This is a genomic window from Megasphaera sp. UBA4382 (assembly GCF_002391155.1).
Classification (GTDB): domain Bacteria; phylum Bacillota; class Negativicutes; order Veillonellales; family Megasphaeraceae; genus Megasphaera; species Megasphaera hexanoica.
Window position 1 is genome coordinate 1 of sequence record NZ_DGRS01000063.1, and the last position, 15,248, is coordinate 15,248.

The window sequence follows — 15,248 nt, forward strand, 5'->3', positions numbered from 1 at the left end:
GGTGATGTAGCCGCGGACGATGCACTCGATGGGCAGCATGGTGAGCTTCCTGCACAGCATGCTGTTCCCGGTAAACTCCGGCCTGCGGAAGTACTCCGGCATGTCCTCCACATCCACGCTGATCATGTGGTTCGGGACGATATCCTTCGTAAAATCAAACCAGAAGCGGGACATCTGTGTCAGAACAGCGCCTTTCTGGGTAATCTTGTTCTTGAGGATATGGTCAAAAGCAGAAATACGATCGGTTGCTACCATGACGATGCTGTCGCCGATATCGTATACTTCGCGGACCTTGCCCGATTTAAACGGTTTATATTCTTTCATGCTGCGCCTCCATCACCAAATAGTAATTAACATGTACACGAGAACACACTTATGATACCATAAAGCATTTTATCCTGCCAGTATCAGTTTGTACTTTTAAGCAGGATTTCTACTTCACGCCCGCCAGTTTCGCCGGATCCATATGGGCATCGAATTGTTGCGCCGTAACCCACCCACTTTGAAGGGCCGCTTCCCGCAGGGTCAGTCCTTCTTTGGCCGCTTTTTTGGCAATAAGACAGGCTTTGTCATAGCCTACGACGGGAACCAGACCGGTTACGAGGATCAGGGACTGGTGAAGATTATAGTCGATTCTGGCCAGATTCGGGCGGATGCCTGTCACGCAGTGGCTGCGGAAGGAATCCATGACATCGCTGAGAAGGCGGATGGACTGAATGAGGTTATAGGCGATGACCGGCATGAAAACGTTCAGTTCAAAGTTCCCCTGGCTGGCGGCAAATCCCATGGCCGCATCATTGCCCATGACCTGGACGGCCACCATGGTAACGGCTTCGCACTGGGTCGGATTGACTTTGCTGGGCATGATGGAGCTGCCCGGTTCGTTTTCCGGTATGAAGAGTTCCCCGATGCCGCAGCGCGGGCCCGAAGACAGCCAGCGGACATCGTTGGCGATTTTCATGAGGTCGCAGGCCAGGGCCTTCAGCATGCCATGGACGACGACCAGTTCATCCTTGCTCGTGAGGGACTGGAACTTATTGGGTGCCGTGTGGAAGGCCGTGCCGGTCAGCTGGCTGACGATTTCCGCAAAGCGCACGTCATAGCCTTCGGGGCAGTTGATGCCCGTTCCGACAGCGGTCCCGCCCATGGCCAGGTCGCGGAGGAAATCGACGCCGCGGGTCAGCATTTCTTTATCGCGCTGGATCATGCGGGCCCAGCCGCTGAATTCCTGCCCCAGTGTCAGCGGGGTGGCATCCTGAAGATGGGTACGGCCGATCTTGACGATATCCTTAAATGCCACTTCTTTTTCGTGAAGGGCTTCATAGAGCCGGTCCATGGCGGGGAACAGCTGCTGTTCGATGAGCAGCACTCCTGCCATGTGCAGTCCCGTCGGGAAAGTATCATTGGAACTCTGGGAATGGTTGACGTGGTCATTGGGATGGACCGTTTCTTCCATGCCCCGTTCTTTCAGGATCTGAACGGCACGGTGGGCCACGACTTCATTGATGTTCATATTGAACTGGGTGCCACTGCCAGTCATCCAGACGGACAGCGGGAAATTGCCATCGAGTTTTCCGGCGAGGATGTCATCGCAGGCCTGTACGATGGCATCGGCCCGTTCAGGCGTGACGACGCCCAGTTCCTTGTTGGTCAGGGCTGCGGCTTTTTTTAAATAGGCAAAGACCGTCACCATTTCCGGCGGGATTTTTTCTGTCCCGATACGGAAATTTTCAAAACTGCGCTGTGTCTGGGCGCCCCATAATTTATCGGCGGGAACCCTGATTTCTCCCATTGAATCTTTTTCTATACGATATTCCATACAGTATCTCCCCTGTCATCCAAACAGAAAAAGCCCAGGACCCTCGTGGATTCCGGGCCTCATTGCCTGGTGTCAATTATTTTTTTAAATGGCGCAATCCCTTGGCGCCAATATCGGAGCGTACCTGCTGTCCGTCAAAGGAAATCCTGCGGACATTGGCATAGGCTTTATCGATGGCTTCCTGCAGGCTGTCTCCGACAGCGGTCACGCCGAGGACGCGGCCACCGTTGGTCTGGTACAGGCCATCTGCTTTTTTCGTTCCCGAATGGAACACGACGATATCGTCATCCACGGCGTCGAGGCCGGAAATGACATCGCCTTTATGGCTGGAAGCCGGATACCCCTTGCTGGCCATAATGACGCAGCAGGCAGCGCCCTGTTTCCAGTGAACCATGTCGCGGCGCAGCGTCCCCTGGGTGCAGGCATACATGATCTGTGCCAGGTCACCGTCGAGGAGCGGCAGGACGGCCTGCGTTTCCGGATCGCCGAAACGGCAGTTGAATTCTACGACTTTCGGGCCACCGGCTGTAATCATCAGCCCGGCGTACAGGCAGCCCTGATAGGTGATGCCTTCGTTTGCAAGACCCTGGACGACGGGGACCAGTATCGTATCATACACGGTCTGGATCAGTTCCGGCGTCATTACCGGAGCCGGGGCATAGGCGCCCATGCCGCCCGTATTGGGTCCTTCGTCATTATCGAAGATACGCTTGTGGTCCTGGGCAGAAATCATGGGTACAATCGTTTTGCCATCGACAAAGGCCAGGAGGCTGGCTTCTTCGCCGACCATACATTCTTCAATGACGATGCGGCCGCCGGAAGCGCCAAAAATATGGTCTTCCATCATGGCATTGACGGCATCGACGGCTTCTTCCACGGTCTGTGCCACGACGACGCCCTTGCCGGCAGCCAGTCCGTCGGCCTTGACGACGATAGGAGCCCCCATTTTATGGATATAGTCTTTTGCCGCATTGCCATCGGTGAAAGAGGCATAGGCCGCCGTCGGCACATGATACTTCTTCATGAGATTCTTGGCAAATACCTTGGACCCTTCCATCTGGGCCGCCGCCTTATTGGGGCCAAAAACGGCAATGCCTTTTTTCTGGCATACATCGGCAATGCCTTCTGTCAGCGGTACTTCGGGACCTACAACGATCATGTCTATGCCTTTTTCTACGGCAAAATCGGCAATGCGGTCCAGTTCTTCCACCCCGATGGGCACACATTCTGCTATAGAAGCCATGGCATCGCTGCCAGGCAGGGCATACAATTTGTCTACGCTCGGACTCTGGGCCAGTTTCCAAGCCAGGGTATGTTCACGGCCACCGCCGCCAATAACGGCTACGTTCATCAGTCAGCCGCCCCCTTTTCGACCTGTTCCGACAGGTAGGCCGCAATCGCGGTATCATACTGGGCCGTATGCTGGAAGGCTTCCCGTGCCAGTTCCAGGCGGTAGGCGTCGGTAAATTCCCCGTCTTTTTTCAGGATATCGATGATTTCGCCATACTTGGCCGGATTGGTGACGATGGCGACGTATTTGTTGTTTTTAGCCGATGCCCGGACCATGCAGGGACCGCCGATATCGATGTTTTCAATCGCTTCTGCCAGGGTAACGCCCGGTTTGGCAATCGTCTGCTGGAAGGGATACAGATTGACGACGACCAGATCGATGGGGGTAATGCCATGATTTTTCATATCCTGGACGTGGGACGGGTTATCGCGGACGGCCAGAATGGCACCGTGAATCTTCGGATGAAGCGTCTTGACACGGCCATCCATCATTTCGGGGAAACCCGTTACGTCCTGTACTGCCATGACAGGCACACCTGCTTCTTTTAATGTCCGCATGGTGCCGCCTGTCGAAATAATTTCAATACCCAGATCTGCCAGGGCTTTGCCCAGTTCAACAATCCCCGTTTTATCAGATACACTGAGAAGCGCGCGTTTTACCTTCATCATGATTCCTCCTTAACCCTGAGTGCCACGAACGACGTTACCATCGATTGTCAATTTATCATCACAGAAAAGCTGTACGGCCCGGACGTAGGTCGGATGTTCCTTTGTCAGTATCCGGGCTGCCAGTGTATCTTCCGTGTCATCTTCCAGTACGGGAACGGCCGACTGCAGGATAATCGGCCCGGCATCCATGTCGGGAACGACGAAATGGACCGTACATCCAGCAATCTTGACGCCGGCTGCCACAGCCTGTCCCTGGGCGTGAAGGCCACGGAAGCTGGGCAGCAGTGCCGGATGGATATTGATAATCTTATGTTCATAATGAGAAATGAAATCACTGCTCAGCAGGCGCATGAATCCTGCCAGGCAGATGACATCAGCCGCATACGGTGCAATGGCATCGAGGATATACTGTTCGAATGCCTGTTTGCTATCAAAGGATTTGCGGTCGGCGACGATGACGGGAACACCCCAGGATTTTGCCTTGTCGATGCAGGCTGCCCCGGGAATATCCGTTACGAGAGCCTTGATTTCGGCATTGATCGTGCCATTTTCTACGGCTTCATGAAGTGCTTCCGCATTGGAACCGCGTCCGGAAGCAAAAATGACCATCCGTTTTTTAGTCATCGAAGGCGCCTCCCTTGAGAGTTACGCGGACATCGCTCTGAACGGCCCTGCCGATGACATAGGCCTTTTCGCCGCGGCTGGACAGATTTTCCAGTACGGCATCGGCTTCTTCAGGAGAAACGATCATGATCATGCCGATACCCATGTTGAAGGTACGGTACATTTCTTCCCTGGCCACGCCGCCCCATTTCTGCAGCAGGCCGAAAATCGGGAGCTGCGGCCACGATGTCACGTCGATTTCTACGCCGATTCCCTTGGGAAGGACGCGGGGGATATTTTCATAAAAACCGCCGCCGGTGATATGTACCATGCCTTTGACGTTAAAGTTGCGGATGATCGGCAGGCACGGACGGGGATAGAGACGGGTCGGCGTAAGCAGGCATTCACCGATGGTCATGCCCAGTTCGTCGACGTACTGATCCAGTTTCATGTTCTGCCGTTCCAGTACGATTTTGCGTACCAGTGAAAAGCCATTGGAATGAACGCCTGTAGACGGAAGGCCGATGAGTACATCGCCAGCCTGTATGGTTTCCCCGGTAATCACCTTGTCGCGGTCTACGATGCCGACGCCAAATCCGGCCAGATCATAGTCGTCTTTGGCATAAAAGCCGGCCATTTCGGCCGTTTCCCCACCGAGGAGGGCACAGCCCGATTCTTCGCAGGCATGGGCGACGCCTTTGACGATGGTAGCGACCTGGACGGGGTCCAGTTTGCCGACAGCGATGTAATCGAGGAAAAACAGCGGTTCGGCCCCCTGTACGAGGACGTCGTTGATGGACATGGCAACACAGTCCTGGCCGACCGTATCATGTTTGTTCATCATGATGGCCAGGCGCAGCTTTGTCCCTACCCCATCGGTACCGCTGACCAGAATCGGTTTTTTTATCTTGCTGTCCATAAGGGAAAAGAGCCCGCCAAATCCGCCGAGGTCACCCAGTACTTCCGGACGGTATGTCGCCTTTACAGAGTCTTTCATGAGTTCTACGGCTTTATTGCCGGCATCGATATCTACGCCAGCATCGGCGTATGTTAAACCTTTTTTATTCGAGAGCATATTTTTCTCCTTCCTCATTGGTCACAGGGATGTCAGTCGGATAGTCATTATTGAAGCAGGCAAGACAGAGGTCTTCTTTGGGGATCCCCGGGATTGCCCGGCACAGGCCGTCGATAGAAATGAAATGCAGCTTATCGACGCCGATATACTTGCGGATTTCTTCTACGCTCAGAGCGGATGCGATGAGTTCCTTGCGCACGGATGTATCGATGCCGTAGAAGCAGGAATACATGATGGGCGGTGCCGAAACGCACATATAGACTTCCCTAGCGCCGGCTTCGCGGAGCATCTTGCAGATGATGCCGCTGGTCGTGCCGCGGACAATGGAATCGTCTACCATGACGATGCGCTTGCCCTGTACGACCGATTTGACTACGTTGAGCTTCATCCGCACGGCCAGTTCCCGTTCTTTCTGATTCGGCTTGATGAAGGTACGGCCCATGTAACGGTTCTTGATGAGGCCGTGGTTGAAGGGGATACCCGATGCCATGGAATAGCCTATAGCCGCCGTATTACCGCTGTCGGGGACGGAAATGACCAGGTCCGCATCATACTGGGTTTCATTCCACATTTCCTTGCCCATATTGAGCCGTGCCTGATAAATATCCTGTCCGTCGATGACGCTGTCCGGACGGGCAAAATAGATATATTCGAAGGAACATACCTGTTTGCGGTCCGCCTTGCCATAGAAATAGGATTTGACGCCATCTTCGCTGATTTCCACGACTTCGCCGGGCTGTACGTCGCGGACGAACGTGGCTCCCAGGGCATCGAGGCCGCACGTTTCCGAGGCGATGACCCAGCCGCCGGTCGTCGTCCTGCCGATGCAAAGGGGACGGAATCCATAGGCATCGCGGATGCCATAGAGACGGTCTTTGGTCATGGCGACGATGGAGAAAGCCCCCTGGATGCGGTTCATGCTTTCTTTGATGCGTTCCACTATAGTATTCTGACGGCTGCGGCTGATGAGGTTGACGATCAGTTCCGTATCCATCGTCGTCTGGAACGTCACGCCGCTGGCATCGAGTTCTTCCCGCAGTTCCCGCGTGTTGGTCAGATTGCCGTTATGGGCCAGCGCAATCTGGCCGAAGGAAGAATATACGGCCAGAGGCTGGATATTGCGGGGGTTGTTGGAACCCGTCGTCGAATACCGGACGTGACCGATACCGATGTGGCCGCCCAAATCTTCGGGGACACCTTTTTCAAATACCGTGCTGATCAGGCCCATGCCACGATACGTATGAATATCATGTCCATCGGTCAGGGCAATACCGCCGCTTTCCTGGCCGCGGTGCTGCAGGGCGAATAAGCCCCAGTACAGATATCGCGGTATATCCAGTGTTTTGTCAAAAATACCGATAACACCGCACTCTTCGTGCTGTTTGTCCCAAATCGAATCGTACATTATGAGGGAACCTCCTGTGTATGAAAATCTATCTATGGTAATAAGGGTCGTTCACTATTTTTTAAATGCCTGCAGTACCTGGCCGGCCGCATTATTCAGTTTCGTCTTAACGGCGTCACTGGTCTTCAGCATCTGTTGCAGCTTGTCATTTTTTTCCATGACCTGACGGGTCATTTTTTCCCGGTAAGCCTTATACTTGGCAGCCAGTTCGGGATCACTGACAGCACCGATCTGGATGGCAAAAAGGGCGGCATTCTTTGCGCCGTTGATGGCCATGGTGGCGACGGGCATTCCCGACGGCATCTGCACGATAGCCAGGAGTGCGTCCATCCCTTTCAGGCTGCCGCTTTCCAGCGGTACCCCGATAACCGGGAGGGTCGTATAACTGGCAATCACGCCGGGAAGGTGGGCAGCCATGCCGGCGCCGGCAATGATACAGCTCAGGCCCCTGTCCTGTGCTGTAGATGCAAACTCCCGTACTTCGGCTGGTGTGCGATGGGCTGAAGCCAGAAGGACTTCACATTCCACACCAAATTCATTAAACAAATCAAAAGCCTTTTTCATTACGGGAATATCGGAATCGCTTCCCAGAACCAAACCGACTTTCATTACTAACCCCTCCTCAGAAAACACAAAACCCAAAGGGGACATAATATCACCTTTGGGTTGTTCACCTAGACATACGGGTAGCATGATACATGTACAAACCGTTTAAAACCAGCCCATAAACCTGTATACATGCTACATCTCCTTATTACTATTGATTGCACATCAAATACAGTTTCATTCTAACAAAAAGGGCGTAGCGTGTCAATGAAAATGCTATAACTTGTGAATAATCGGGCATACCGCCCGGGCATTTACAAAATCTTGGATAAAAATTCTTTCGTCCGTTCTTCTTTGGGATGGAAGAACAGGTCATCTGGTTTCCCTTCTTCCAGGATATACCCGCCATCGACGAAGAGGACGCGGTCGGCTACTTCGCGGGCAAAGCCCATTTCATGGGTAACGATGGCCATGGCCATCCCGTCGCGGGCCAGATCCTTGATGACGTCCAGAACTTCGCGGACCATTTCCGGATCCAGGGCCGATGTCGGTTCGTCAAAGAGCATGAATTTCGGTTTCATAGCAAGGGCCCGGGCAATGGCCACACGCTGCTGCTGTCCGCCGGACAACGTTTCCGGATAGGCATCTTTCTTGTCTTCCAGCCCTACCTTGCGGAGCAGGTTGATGGCCGTATCCTGTGCTTCCTTTTTAGAGACATGACGGGTTTTCATAGGAGAAAGCATGATATTCTGCAGCACCGTCATATGCGGGAACAGGTTGAACCGCTGGAACACCATGCCGACTTCCTTGCGGATGTCGTTGATACTCTTGGCATCGCTCATGCTGATGCCATCGACGATGATTTCGCCTGCCGTCGGCTGTTCCAGATAATTGATGCAGCGCAGAATGGTGCTCTTGCCGGATCCCGACGGCCCGATGATGACGACGACTTCCTTATCCTTGATTGTCAGATCAATGCCTTTCAGGACTTCATGGGTCCCGAAGCTTTTTTTCAGGCCTTTAATTTCTATCATCTGTAGCAAACCTCTTTTCCAAGTAGCTGACCAGGCGTGCGATGCCCAGGGTCATAATCAGGTAAATAGCAGCGACGGTCATCCAGATTTCAAAGGAGCCATAGGTCTTGGCGATGATCAGCTGGCCGCGCCGTGTCAGTTCTTCAAAGCCGATAACGGAGACCAGCGACGTTTCTTTGGTCATAGAAATAAATTCGTTGCCCAGTGGCGGAATGACGTGCTTGAACGCCTGCGGCAGGATGACATAGCGCATCGTCTGCCCCCAGGAAAGGCCGAGGGAACGACCGGCTTCCATCTGTCCCCGGTCTACGGACTGGATACCGGCACGGAAGATTTCCGATACATAGGCCCCACTGTTGATGGAGCAGGCCGCCACCGCCGCGACAAAGGGGTTGATCCGTTCACCGATGACCATAGGCAGGGCAAAATAAATGAGGAAAATCTGTACCAGCATAGGCGTACCGCGGATGACATTGACATAGCATACAGCGAGGATATTCAAGGCTTTCATATGGGACAGGCGGCAGATACTGGTTATAAGCCCTAATACCAGGCCGATGCCGACTGCCATAGCCGTAATTTCAATCGTAACAGCCGCGCCCTGCAGCAGCAGTGGGATGGAGTTCAGAATTAACTGAAAGTCAAAATTCATGCCAAACACTCCTTCAAAAGAGTCAATAGGAAAGTAAAAATAAACACTTCTCCTATTATAATTGCATTATTATGCGTTGTCAATCTCTTTTTATTCCTCTTCCTGACAAATTTCCAACAAATAGACATAGGTCCTGTCCAAAAGGAAAAAAGGCGTCATCCTCAAGGGATGACGCCCCGTTGCCTATGGCATATAGATATGTATTAATCGTCCTTATCCTTCCTGCGCTGCCCGGGAAAGGATATCTCTCATGTGACGGATAGCCGCACCGATATCAGGCTGCGAAATAATGGAACTGATCATGGCAAAGGAGCGGAATCCTTCTTTATACAGGTGTGCCATGTTTTCCGGGCCGACGCCGCCGATGCAGGTAAGGGGCATGTCGTTCTGGGTCAGGGCGTAACGGATGGCTTCATCACTGACTACATCGTTGGCATCCTTTTTCGACTGGGTCGGATACATGGGCCCAAATCCGACATAGTCGGCCCCGTCGGCAATGGCACCTTTTATTTCATCGATGGTATTCGTGGAAACACCGATGAGGACATCCGGGCCGGCCAGTCTGCGCACGAAGGAATAAGGCGCATCGTCCTGGCCGACGTGGATGCCGTCAGCGCCACAGGCGATGGCCAGATCGACCGAGTCGTTCATGATGAAGGTGACGCCGGCTTTATGGCACATGGCCGCAATCTGGCTGGCCTCTGCATACTTTTCCCGCCAGGATTTATGCTTTTCCCGGTACTGGATTACTTTGACGCCGGCATCGATGACCTGCCGGGCCGTTTCTATATTTCCTCTGCCCAGGCACAGGGATTCACCGAGGATGCAATAAATGGGTTCTGTTAAAAACTGATGCAGACTTTCTTCTCGTTTCATTCTTTCATTACTCCTCTCTTAACAATGGCCAAACATATCTTTCATCGTCGGATCAGTCTGGAAAACAATCTGCCAGCCCCGTTCTTTTGCGGCATTCTGCAGGCGCCGGGCCAGGACCGGAACAGAAATCACTTCCGTGCCATAATGGCCGCCATCGGCAATGACCAGTCCGCGCTTTACCGCGTCCTGTGCTTCGTGGTATTTCACATCGCCCGTCAGGTACAACTGGGCACCAGCAGCGGCGGCTTCGCCAATGAAAGACGCGCCAGCCCCTCCACAAAGAGCTATCTTTTCTACGATGATATCTTCCGGCCCGGCATAGGTGAGGATCTGGATGCCCAGGGCCCGCTTGATTTTCCGCAGGACCATCCGTGCCGGTTCCGGTTGTGCCAGCTTTCCAATCCGCCCGATATAACAGGATTTCCCCTTATTGACCAGAGGATATATATCAAAGGCCGGTTCTTCGTATGGATGAGCCATCCGTACGGCCGATAAAAGCAGATTCAGCCGGCTGGCAGGAATAATCGTTTCAATCCGGACTTCTTTCGTCCGTTCCAGTTTCCCTATATCGCCAATGAAGGGATGCGTCCCGGCCAGAGGCTTGAACTGCCCTTCTCCGTCTGCACTGAACATGCAATGGCTGTAATTCCCGATAAAACCGGCACCGGCCTCTCCCAGTGCCATCCGCACGGCTTCAGCGTGGCTTTCCGGGACATATACGGCGAATTTGTACAGTGGATCCGTATGAACGGGAACCAGGCCCTGTATGTCCGTCAGTCCGATTTTCCGTGCCAGGATATCATTGATGCCGTGTTCGGCACTGTCCCAGTTCGTATGGGCGCTGTAAACGGAAATGTGATGGCTCAGCAATTTCTCATACATGAGCCCGTCATAGGTGTCCGTGCGCAGGGACGATAATTTCTGGAAAATAACCGGATGATGGCTGATAATCAGATTGATTTTATTCTTTATCGCGTATTCCACCGTATCCATGGTCACATCCAGTGTTACCACCGCACTCTGGATTTCTTCCCGGGGACTGCCGACAAGCAGGCCCGGATTATCCCATTTTTCCGCCAGGCAGGGCGGAGCAAAGGATTCCATGATGTTGATTATTTTACTGAGTTGTATCGACATAAGAGAGCCTCCATGGTCTGAATGTGTGTCCTGAGTTGTTCCTGTCTTCCCCCCTGGTCCTGCTGGCTTTTCTCCAGGCCCTGACAAATCATCCTGTCTTTTTCGATGAGCTGACGGATCAGCCGGGGAAGGAGCGGATTCCTGGTCTGCCAGTTGCAGGGGCCGACATCGTAGAGCCAGTCATCAGGGATTTCCCCGCAGCCCGGTTCTGCTTTCATCATTTCATACAGCCGGCCCTCTTCCTCTACGAGCCGTTCCGCTGTAATATGCCATCCCTGGCTGTATACATACCGCCGCAGGCGGGATGCGTGGCTCTGGGGCTGCAGGATCAGGAAGGAAAGGGAACGGACGACGTCCGGCGACTGCTCCAGCAAATGTTCGATAAGGGGGCCGCCCATACCGCAGAAAACGGCGCCGTCCACTTCTCCGGGAAGGATATGCTGCAGCCCGTCACTCTGACGGCATTCAATGGACGATGCCAGCCCTGCCCCCTGTACATGGGAACGGGCCGCGCTGAGCGGACCTTCGGCAATATCGGCTGCAATGGCAGAGGGACACCGCCCGCTGGTACAAAGGGCAACGGGCAGATAGGCATGATCGGTCCCGATATCGGCTATGCAGGCCCCTTCCGGAACGAGTCCGGCCGCTGCCTGCAGGCGTTTCGTGAGATGTATCACTGGATAACACTCCTTTTATACTATGCACATTATTTATATTTTACCACATTCATAGACATTTTTCTGTATCAGTCTGCTATAAAGGGGAGGAAAAATTGTTTCAGTTCCATGACAGTTTGTCCGATGGATGTGACAAAACAGGAATGTCCTCTTATAATAGATGTATGAAAAAGTCCTTTACCAAGGAGGTATCTTCTCCATGAAAGCGAAAAAACTCATTTATCGTACGGCACTCTGGTTATCTCTGCTGGCAGGATGCAGCGGAGTCGCCCTGGCATCACCGACGGCAACCGTCCCGGCAGCGCCTGCCACGGCATCAGCTGTTACAGAAAACGGAACAGCTGATGCCGTATCAAATACCCGTAAGCCCGTCGATCCGCTGGCAGGACGGAGCACGGAACTCATAAAAAAATTCTATCTTACCAGCGGCAAGGCCTATGACCAGACGACGACTCTGATCAACAGTCTGAATCCGGCTCTGACCGGACTGGATAACAAGGAAAAACCATACTACCTGCGCATCGATAAAGAACTGACGGATAAGTATTTCCGTCATGTCCGGGCATACCACACGGATACACAGGAACTAGCCGGTGAGTATCTGGTCGCCAAAGACCAGTCGTCTGTCTGGCGGGTAGACGGGGACCAGCCGGGCATGATTTATGGCAGTGCGGAAAAACTGCTGAAAAAGAGCCGCCTCGTCGTATATCCGCGTTATCTGGCACTGGGCAGCAAGGGCGTCATCCGGATGCAGATTCCCGGAAATGTCCCCTATACGCTTAGTGCCCGCAGCCTGAATGACACGATTGCCAAAGTAACCGGGTCCGGCGTCATCGAGCCGGTCTCTACGGGTAAAGCCGATATCATGGCAGACTATACAGTTGGCGACCAGAAAGGCACGGTAGTCCGGGAAATCCGTGTCGTGACCAAAGAGGATCTGGAACGCATGGCCTATGCCGCCTATCTGAATGAAATCTACCTCGATGCGATGTGGGACTATGACCCATGGCCATACGGATGGGGATATTACGGGCATCACCACCATCATCATCCCGGTCCGCCACCGCCACCGCCACGGGGACATCGGCCTCCCCCGCCGCCACGCCGGTAAGACGGCGTGCGTCATCTGACGCAACGGTACTGAAAATGGCAGGATATATACTAAACCGCAAAGCGGATTTGTTCCCACAAGGCTTTTGCCATGGGGACAAATCCGCTTTCTTTTTTTATTTTCTATGATGTATGGGGCAGGCGATGTACGTACCGGTAATATAACAGGCCCAGCAGTACGGCCGTCACGATCCAGCTGATGGGATAACTTGCCATGAGCGTTGCAAATGTGTGGGATGAAGGAAAAACGGCATACACCCAGGCAATGCGCACACCGCAGATGCCAATGAGAGTGAGGACAGCCGGCGGGAGAGAAAAGCCATATCCCCTCATGGCTCCTGACAAAATTTCTATGAGGATATTGATAAACTGGGTATACACGACATAAATGATGCGCGTATTCCCCAATCCGATGACCAGGGGATCGCTGCTGAAAAATCCCAGCATAGGAATCGCCTTCCAGTAAATGAACAAGGCCATCAGTCCCATGAAAAAGGCATTGAGGCCCAGACACCACCACATGACGCTCCGGCAGCGCCGGATATTGCGGGCACCGTAGTTCTGACTGACAAAGGTTGTCGCAGCCTGGCCAAATGAATTGATGATACAGTACACGTTGATTTCGATGGTAAAAGCTGCTGCCGATGCGGCCATGGCATCGGCACCCAGGCTGTTAATGGCCGACTGGATGATGATATTGGAAATACAAAACACCATGCCCTGCAGGCCTGCCGGCAGTCCGATCCGTAAAACAGGCGCCAGATAGACCCGTTTCAGGCACAAGTCATGCAAATGCAATTCCAGGACATCGCCGCTGTGCAACAAGGCGACGAACAAAATCGCCGCTCCTACGCCATAGGAAAGGACTGTGGCAATCGCTACACCGGCGACTCCCCCGGAAAAGAGTCCCGTAAATAGCAGGTTGAGCACGATATTCAGACCACTGGCCACAGCAAGGGCCACCAGTGGCGTCCGCGTGTCTCCCCGGCTGCGGAAAATAGCGGACTGGAAATTATAAAAGCTGATGAACGGAAGTCCCAGCATATAAATCCGCAAATACAACTCGGCTGCCGGCATAACCACGTCGGGAACGCCGAGATGAGACAGAATGATACCGGCCGTTGCCTCTCCCAGGATCATGAGCAGTATACCGACCAGCAGAGCCAGCATAAACGTTGTATGAACAGCTTCGCCGGCCTGTTCCGGACAGCGTGCTCCCAGATACCGGGCGATGACGACATTGGCCCCCAGGGACAAGCCCAGAAACAGGGTGACAAATAACGAAATGACAGGTGTGTTATTGCCTACGGCCGCCATGGCATGGGTTCCTACAAACTGCCCCAGCACAGCCACATCGGCTGCATTGAATAATTGCTGAAGCACGCCGGTCAGGGCCAGTGGAAGTGCAAATATAATCAATTTGTTCCAAAGAGGACCGTGCAGCATATCAATCTGTCTTTTTTTGTGTTCATGCCGTTTTATGCGTTGTACGTGATCCATAAGGTCTCCTTTTCCATTGGGCCCACCTATCCTGAAACGATACTATTGTTATTTCATTATAGCAAAAAGAAAGCACGGCAGAAAGGCGGAATTTCTCTTTTCTGCTGTGCTTTCTTATTTATGACTGACATATTTTTACCCCATCGCCGGCAGACAATCCATCATCAGTCCCACAGGCAGTCCTTTGCGGGGACCGCGGTGATTTGTTTTATCATCGTCTTTATCTTTTTCGGATTTTTTCCAGATTGCGTAATTACGGCTTAAAATTTTTTCCATTCCCATGATATACATACGCGGATTCTCCTATTCTCTACAAGCGAGTAAAACGACATGGAAAATTGCTGATAACAGCGTATTCCATGCGCTTTTCAGGGCTCTTTCCCCTATCCGCTATGCATTATAAAACAAAACAACTGAAAAGACCAATATCCCTTACGCATAGCTTTTCTCCGCAGATGATATTAAATTTTTCGGAATGATATTAAAATTTTAAACCGCTTAAAAGTAACGCCTGTCACTTAAAAAACAAAACCATTTTTATTACAAAGCCAAGGTTATGTAACACGATTTTCATGCCCAAAACGCATAAAAAGGACGGTCACACAACAGTAAATTTCTTGTGTGACCGTCCTTTTCTTCATCCCCTGTCGATGATTGATCAGTTATTATTTATCAGTGCCCGGGGCTTCCAGGGCAACGGCCTGTTCCGTTTCCCCTGTACCGAGGCCGGGGCGATGCTTGTCCGTGCCGCCCCACCACCAGCCACAGGCTTTGCAGACGACAAAGCAGGCAATCGTCAGAGCCAGATAGAGGCCGGCAAAAAGCCAGTGCTGACCCTGCATGAGCATGATAGGG

The 15,248-nt window shown here is 52.7% G+C and carries 17 protein-coding genes; 1 reads left to right on the forward strand and 16 read right to left on the reverse strand.

Annotated elements, in window-relative coordinates:
* From B4H10_RS07530 to B4H10_RS07590, 13 genes are all read right to left on the reverse strand, one after another.
* The coding region (locus B4H10_RS07530) for a phosphoribosylaminoimidazolesuccinocarboxamide synthase (RefSeq protein WP_292018566.1) at positions 1–324 on the reverse strand (324 nt) is incomplete at its 3' end.
* A 109-nt stretch (positions 325–433) separates the two neighbouring features.
* Positions 434–1,819, reverse strand: a complete 1,386-nt coding sequence (gene fumC / locus B4H10_RS07535; RefSeq protein ID WP_113855729.1) for a class II fumarate hydratase — start codon at positions 1,817–1,819, stop codon at positions 434–436.
* 76 nt (positions 1,820–1,895) lie between these two features.
* Entirely contained in the window at positions 1,896–3,170 is a 1,275-nt protein-coding gene (gene purD / locus B4H10_RS07540) for a phosphoribosylamine--glycine ligase (RefSeq protein ID WP_292018567.1), read from the reverse strand.
* Positions 3,170–3,778: an IMP cyclohydrolase gene (locus B4H10_RS07545; RefSeq protein WP_234995383.1), complete on the reverse strand. Its 609-nt coding sequence runs from the start codon at positions 3,776–3,778 to the stop codon at positions 3,170–3,172. The genes purD and B4H10_RS07545 overlap by 1 nt, the downstream gene beginning before the upstream one ends.
* 9 nt (positions 3,779–3,787) lie before the next feature.
* Positions 3,788–4,402, reverse strand: a complete 615-nt coding sequence (gene purN, locus B4H10_RS07550; RefSeq protein ID WP_059075279.1) for a phosphoribosylglycinamide formyltransferase — start codon at positions 4,400–4,402, stop codon at positions 3,788–3,790.
* Entirely contained in the window at positions 4,395–5,456 is a 1,062-nt protein-coding gene (purM, locus tag B4H10_RS07555) for a phosphoribosylformylglycinamidine cyclo-ligase (protein WP_059075280.1), read from the reverse strand. The genes purN and purM overlap by 8 nt, the downstream gene beginning before the upstream one ends.
* A complete protein-coding gene (gene purF / locus B4H10_RS07560) occupies positions 5,443–6,864 on the reverse strand; it encodes an amidophosphoribosyltransferase (protein ID WP_075581238.1) in 1,422 nt (473 codons plus the stop codon). The genes purM and purF overlap by 14 nt, the downstream gene beginning before the upstream one ends.
* A 51-nt stretch (positions 6,865–6,915) precedes the next feature.
* Complete coding sequence (gene purE / locus B4H10_RS07565) at positions 6,916–7,470, reverse strand: 5-(carboxyamino)imidazole ribonucleotide mutase (protein WP_072235705.1); 555 nt, start codon at positions 7,468–7,470, stop codon at positions 6,916–6,918.
* A 251-nt stretch (positions 7,471–7,721) separates the two neighbouring features.
* Positions 7,722–8,441 carry an amino acid ABC transporter ATP-binding protein gene (locus B4H10_RS07570; protein WP_059075282.1) on the reverse strand — a complete coding sequence of 240 codons (720 nt, stop codon included), beginning with the start codon at positions 8,439–8,441 and terminating at the stop codon, positions 7,722–7,724.
* Positions 8,428–9,093, reverse strand: a complete 666-nt coding sequence (locus B4H10_RS07575) for an amino acid ABC transporter permease (protein WP_059075283.1) — start codon at positions 9,091–9,093, stop codon at positions 8,428–8,430. The genes B4H10_RS07570 and B4H10_RS07575 overlap by 14 nt, the downstream gene beginning before the upstream one ends.
* Positions 9,094–9,306: 213 nt before the next feature.
* Positions 9,307–9,969 carry a thiamine phosphate synthase gene (thiE, locus tag B4H10_RS07580; protein WP_292018568.1) on the reverse strand — a complete coding sequence of 221 codons (663 nt, stop codon included), beginning with the start codon at positions 9,967–9,969 and terminating at the stop codon, positions 9,307–9,309.
* Between the two features lie 18 nt (positions 9,970–9,987).
* Complete coding sequence (locus B4H10_RS07585; protein ID WP_292018569.1) at positions 9,988–11,106, reverse strand: Nif3-like dinuclear metal center hexameric protein; 1,119 nt, start codon at positions 11,104–11,106, stop codon at positions 9,988–9,990.
* Entirely contained in the window at positions 11,082–11,783 is a 702-nt protein-coding gene (locus tag B4H10_RS07590) for a tRNA (adenine(22)-N(1))-methyltransferase (protein ID WP_292018570.1), read from the reverse strand. Before B4H10_RS07590 ends, B4H10_RS07585 begins: the two co-directional genes overlap by 25 nt.
* Before the next feature lie 199 nt (positions 11,784–11,982).
* Between B4H10_RS07590 and B4H10_RS07595 the strand changes: the two genes are divergently transcribed.
* Complete coding sequence (locus B4H10_RS07595) at positions 11,983–12,894, forward strand: hypothetical protein (protein WP_292018571.1); 912 nt, start codon at positions 11,983–11,985, stop codon at positions 12,892–12,894.
* A 122-nt stretch (positions 12,895–13,016) separates the two neighbouring features.
* Here the strand turns inward: B4H10_RS07595 and B4H10_RS07600 are convergent, their stop codons facing one another.
* From B4H10_RS07600 to B4H10_RS07610, 3 genes are all read right to left on the reverse strand, one after another.
* Positions 13,017–14,393, reverse strand: a complete 1,377-nt coding sequence (locus B4H10_RS07600) for an MATE family efflux transporter (RefSeq protein WP_234995385.1) — start codon at positions 14,391–14,393, stop codon at positions 13,017–13,019.
* Between the two features lie 135 nt (positions 14,394–14,528).
* On the reverse strand, positions 14,529–14,684 hold the full coding sequence (locus tag B4H10_RS07605) for a hypothetical protein (protein ID WP_154662683.1): 156 nt from the start codon (positions 14,682–14,684) through the stop codon (positions 14,529–14,531).
* Between the two features lie 374 nt (positions 14,685–15,058).
* Positions 15,059–15,248, reverse strand: a 190-nt coding sequence (locus tag B4H10_RS07610; protein WP_292018572.1) for a hypothetical protein, incomplete at its 5' end; no start/stop codon positions are given.

What these genes read in the sequence shown, in the direction of transcription:
- fumC (WP_113855729.1), bottom strand. Translation starts at nt 1,819, where the DNA reads ATGGAATATCGTATAGAAAAAGATTCAATGGGAGAAATCAGGGTTCCC.
- purD (WP_292018567.1), bottom strand. Translation starts at nt 3,170, where the DNA reads ATGAACGTAGCCGTTATTGGCGGCGGTGGCCGTGAACATACCCTGGCT.
- B4H10_RS07545 (WP_234995383.1), bottom strand. Translation starts at nt 3,778, where the DNA reads ATGATGAAGGTAAAACGCGCGCTTCTCAGTGTATCTGATAAAACGGGG.
- purN (WP_059075279.1), bottom strand. Translation starts at nt 4,402, where the DNA reads ATGACTAAAAAACGGATGGTCATTTTTGCTTCCGGACGCGGTTCCAAT.
- purM (WP_059075280.1), bottom strand. Translation starts at nt 5,456, where the DNA reads ATGCTCTCGAATAAAAAAGGTTTAACATACGCCGATGCTGGCGTAGAT.
- purE (WP_072235705.1), bottom strand. Translation starts at nt 7,470, where the DNA reads ATGAAAGTCGGTTTGGTTCTGGGAAGCGATTCCGATATTCCCGTAATG.
- B4H10_RS07570 (WP_059075282.1), bottom strand. Translation starts at nt 8,441, where the DNA reads ATGATAGAAATTAAAGGCCTGAAAAAAAGCTTCGGGACCCATGAAGTC.
- B4H10_RS07575 (WP_059075283.1), bottom strand. Translation starts at nt 9,093, where the DNA reads ATGAATTTTGACTTTCAGTTAATTCTGAACTCCATCCCACTGCTGCTG.
- thiE (WP_292018568.1), bottom strand. Translation starts at nt 9,969, where the DNA reads ATGAAACGAGAAGAAAGTCTGCATCAGTTTTTAACAGAACCCATTTAT.
- B4H10_RS07585 (WP_292018569.1), bottom strand. Translation starts at nt 11,106, where the DNA reads ATGTCGATACAACTCAGTAAAATAATCAACATCATGGAATCCTTTGCT.
- B4H10_RS07595 (WP_292018571.1), top strand. Translation starts at nt 11,983, where the DNA reads ATGAAAGCGAAAAAACTCATTTATCGTACGGCACTCTGGTTATCTCTG.
- B4H10_RS07600 (WP_234995385.1), bottom strand. Translation starts at nt 14,393, where the DNA reads ATGGATCACGTACAACGCATAAAACGGCATGAACACAAAAAAAGACAG.
- B4H10_RS07605 (WP_154662683.1), bottom strand. Translation starts at nt 14,684, where the DNA reads ATGTATATCATGGGAATGGAAAAAATTTTAAGCCGTAATTACGCAATC.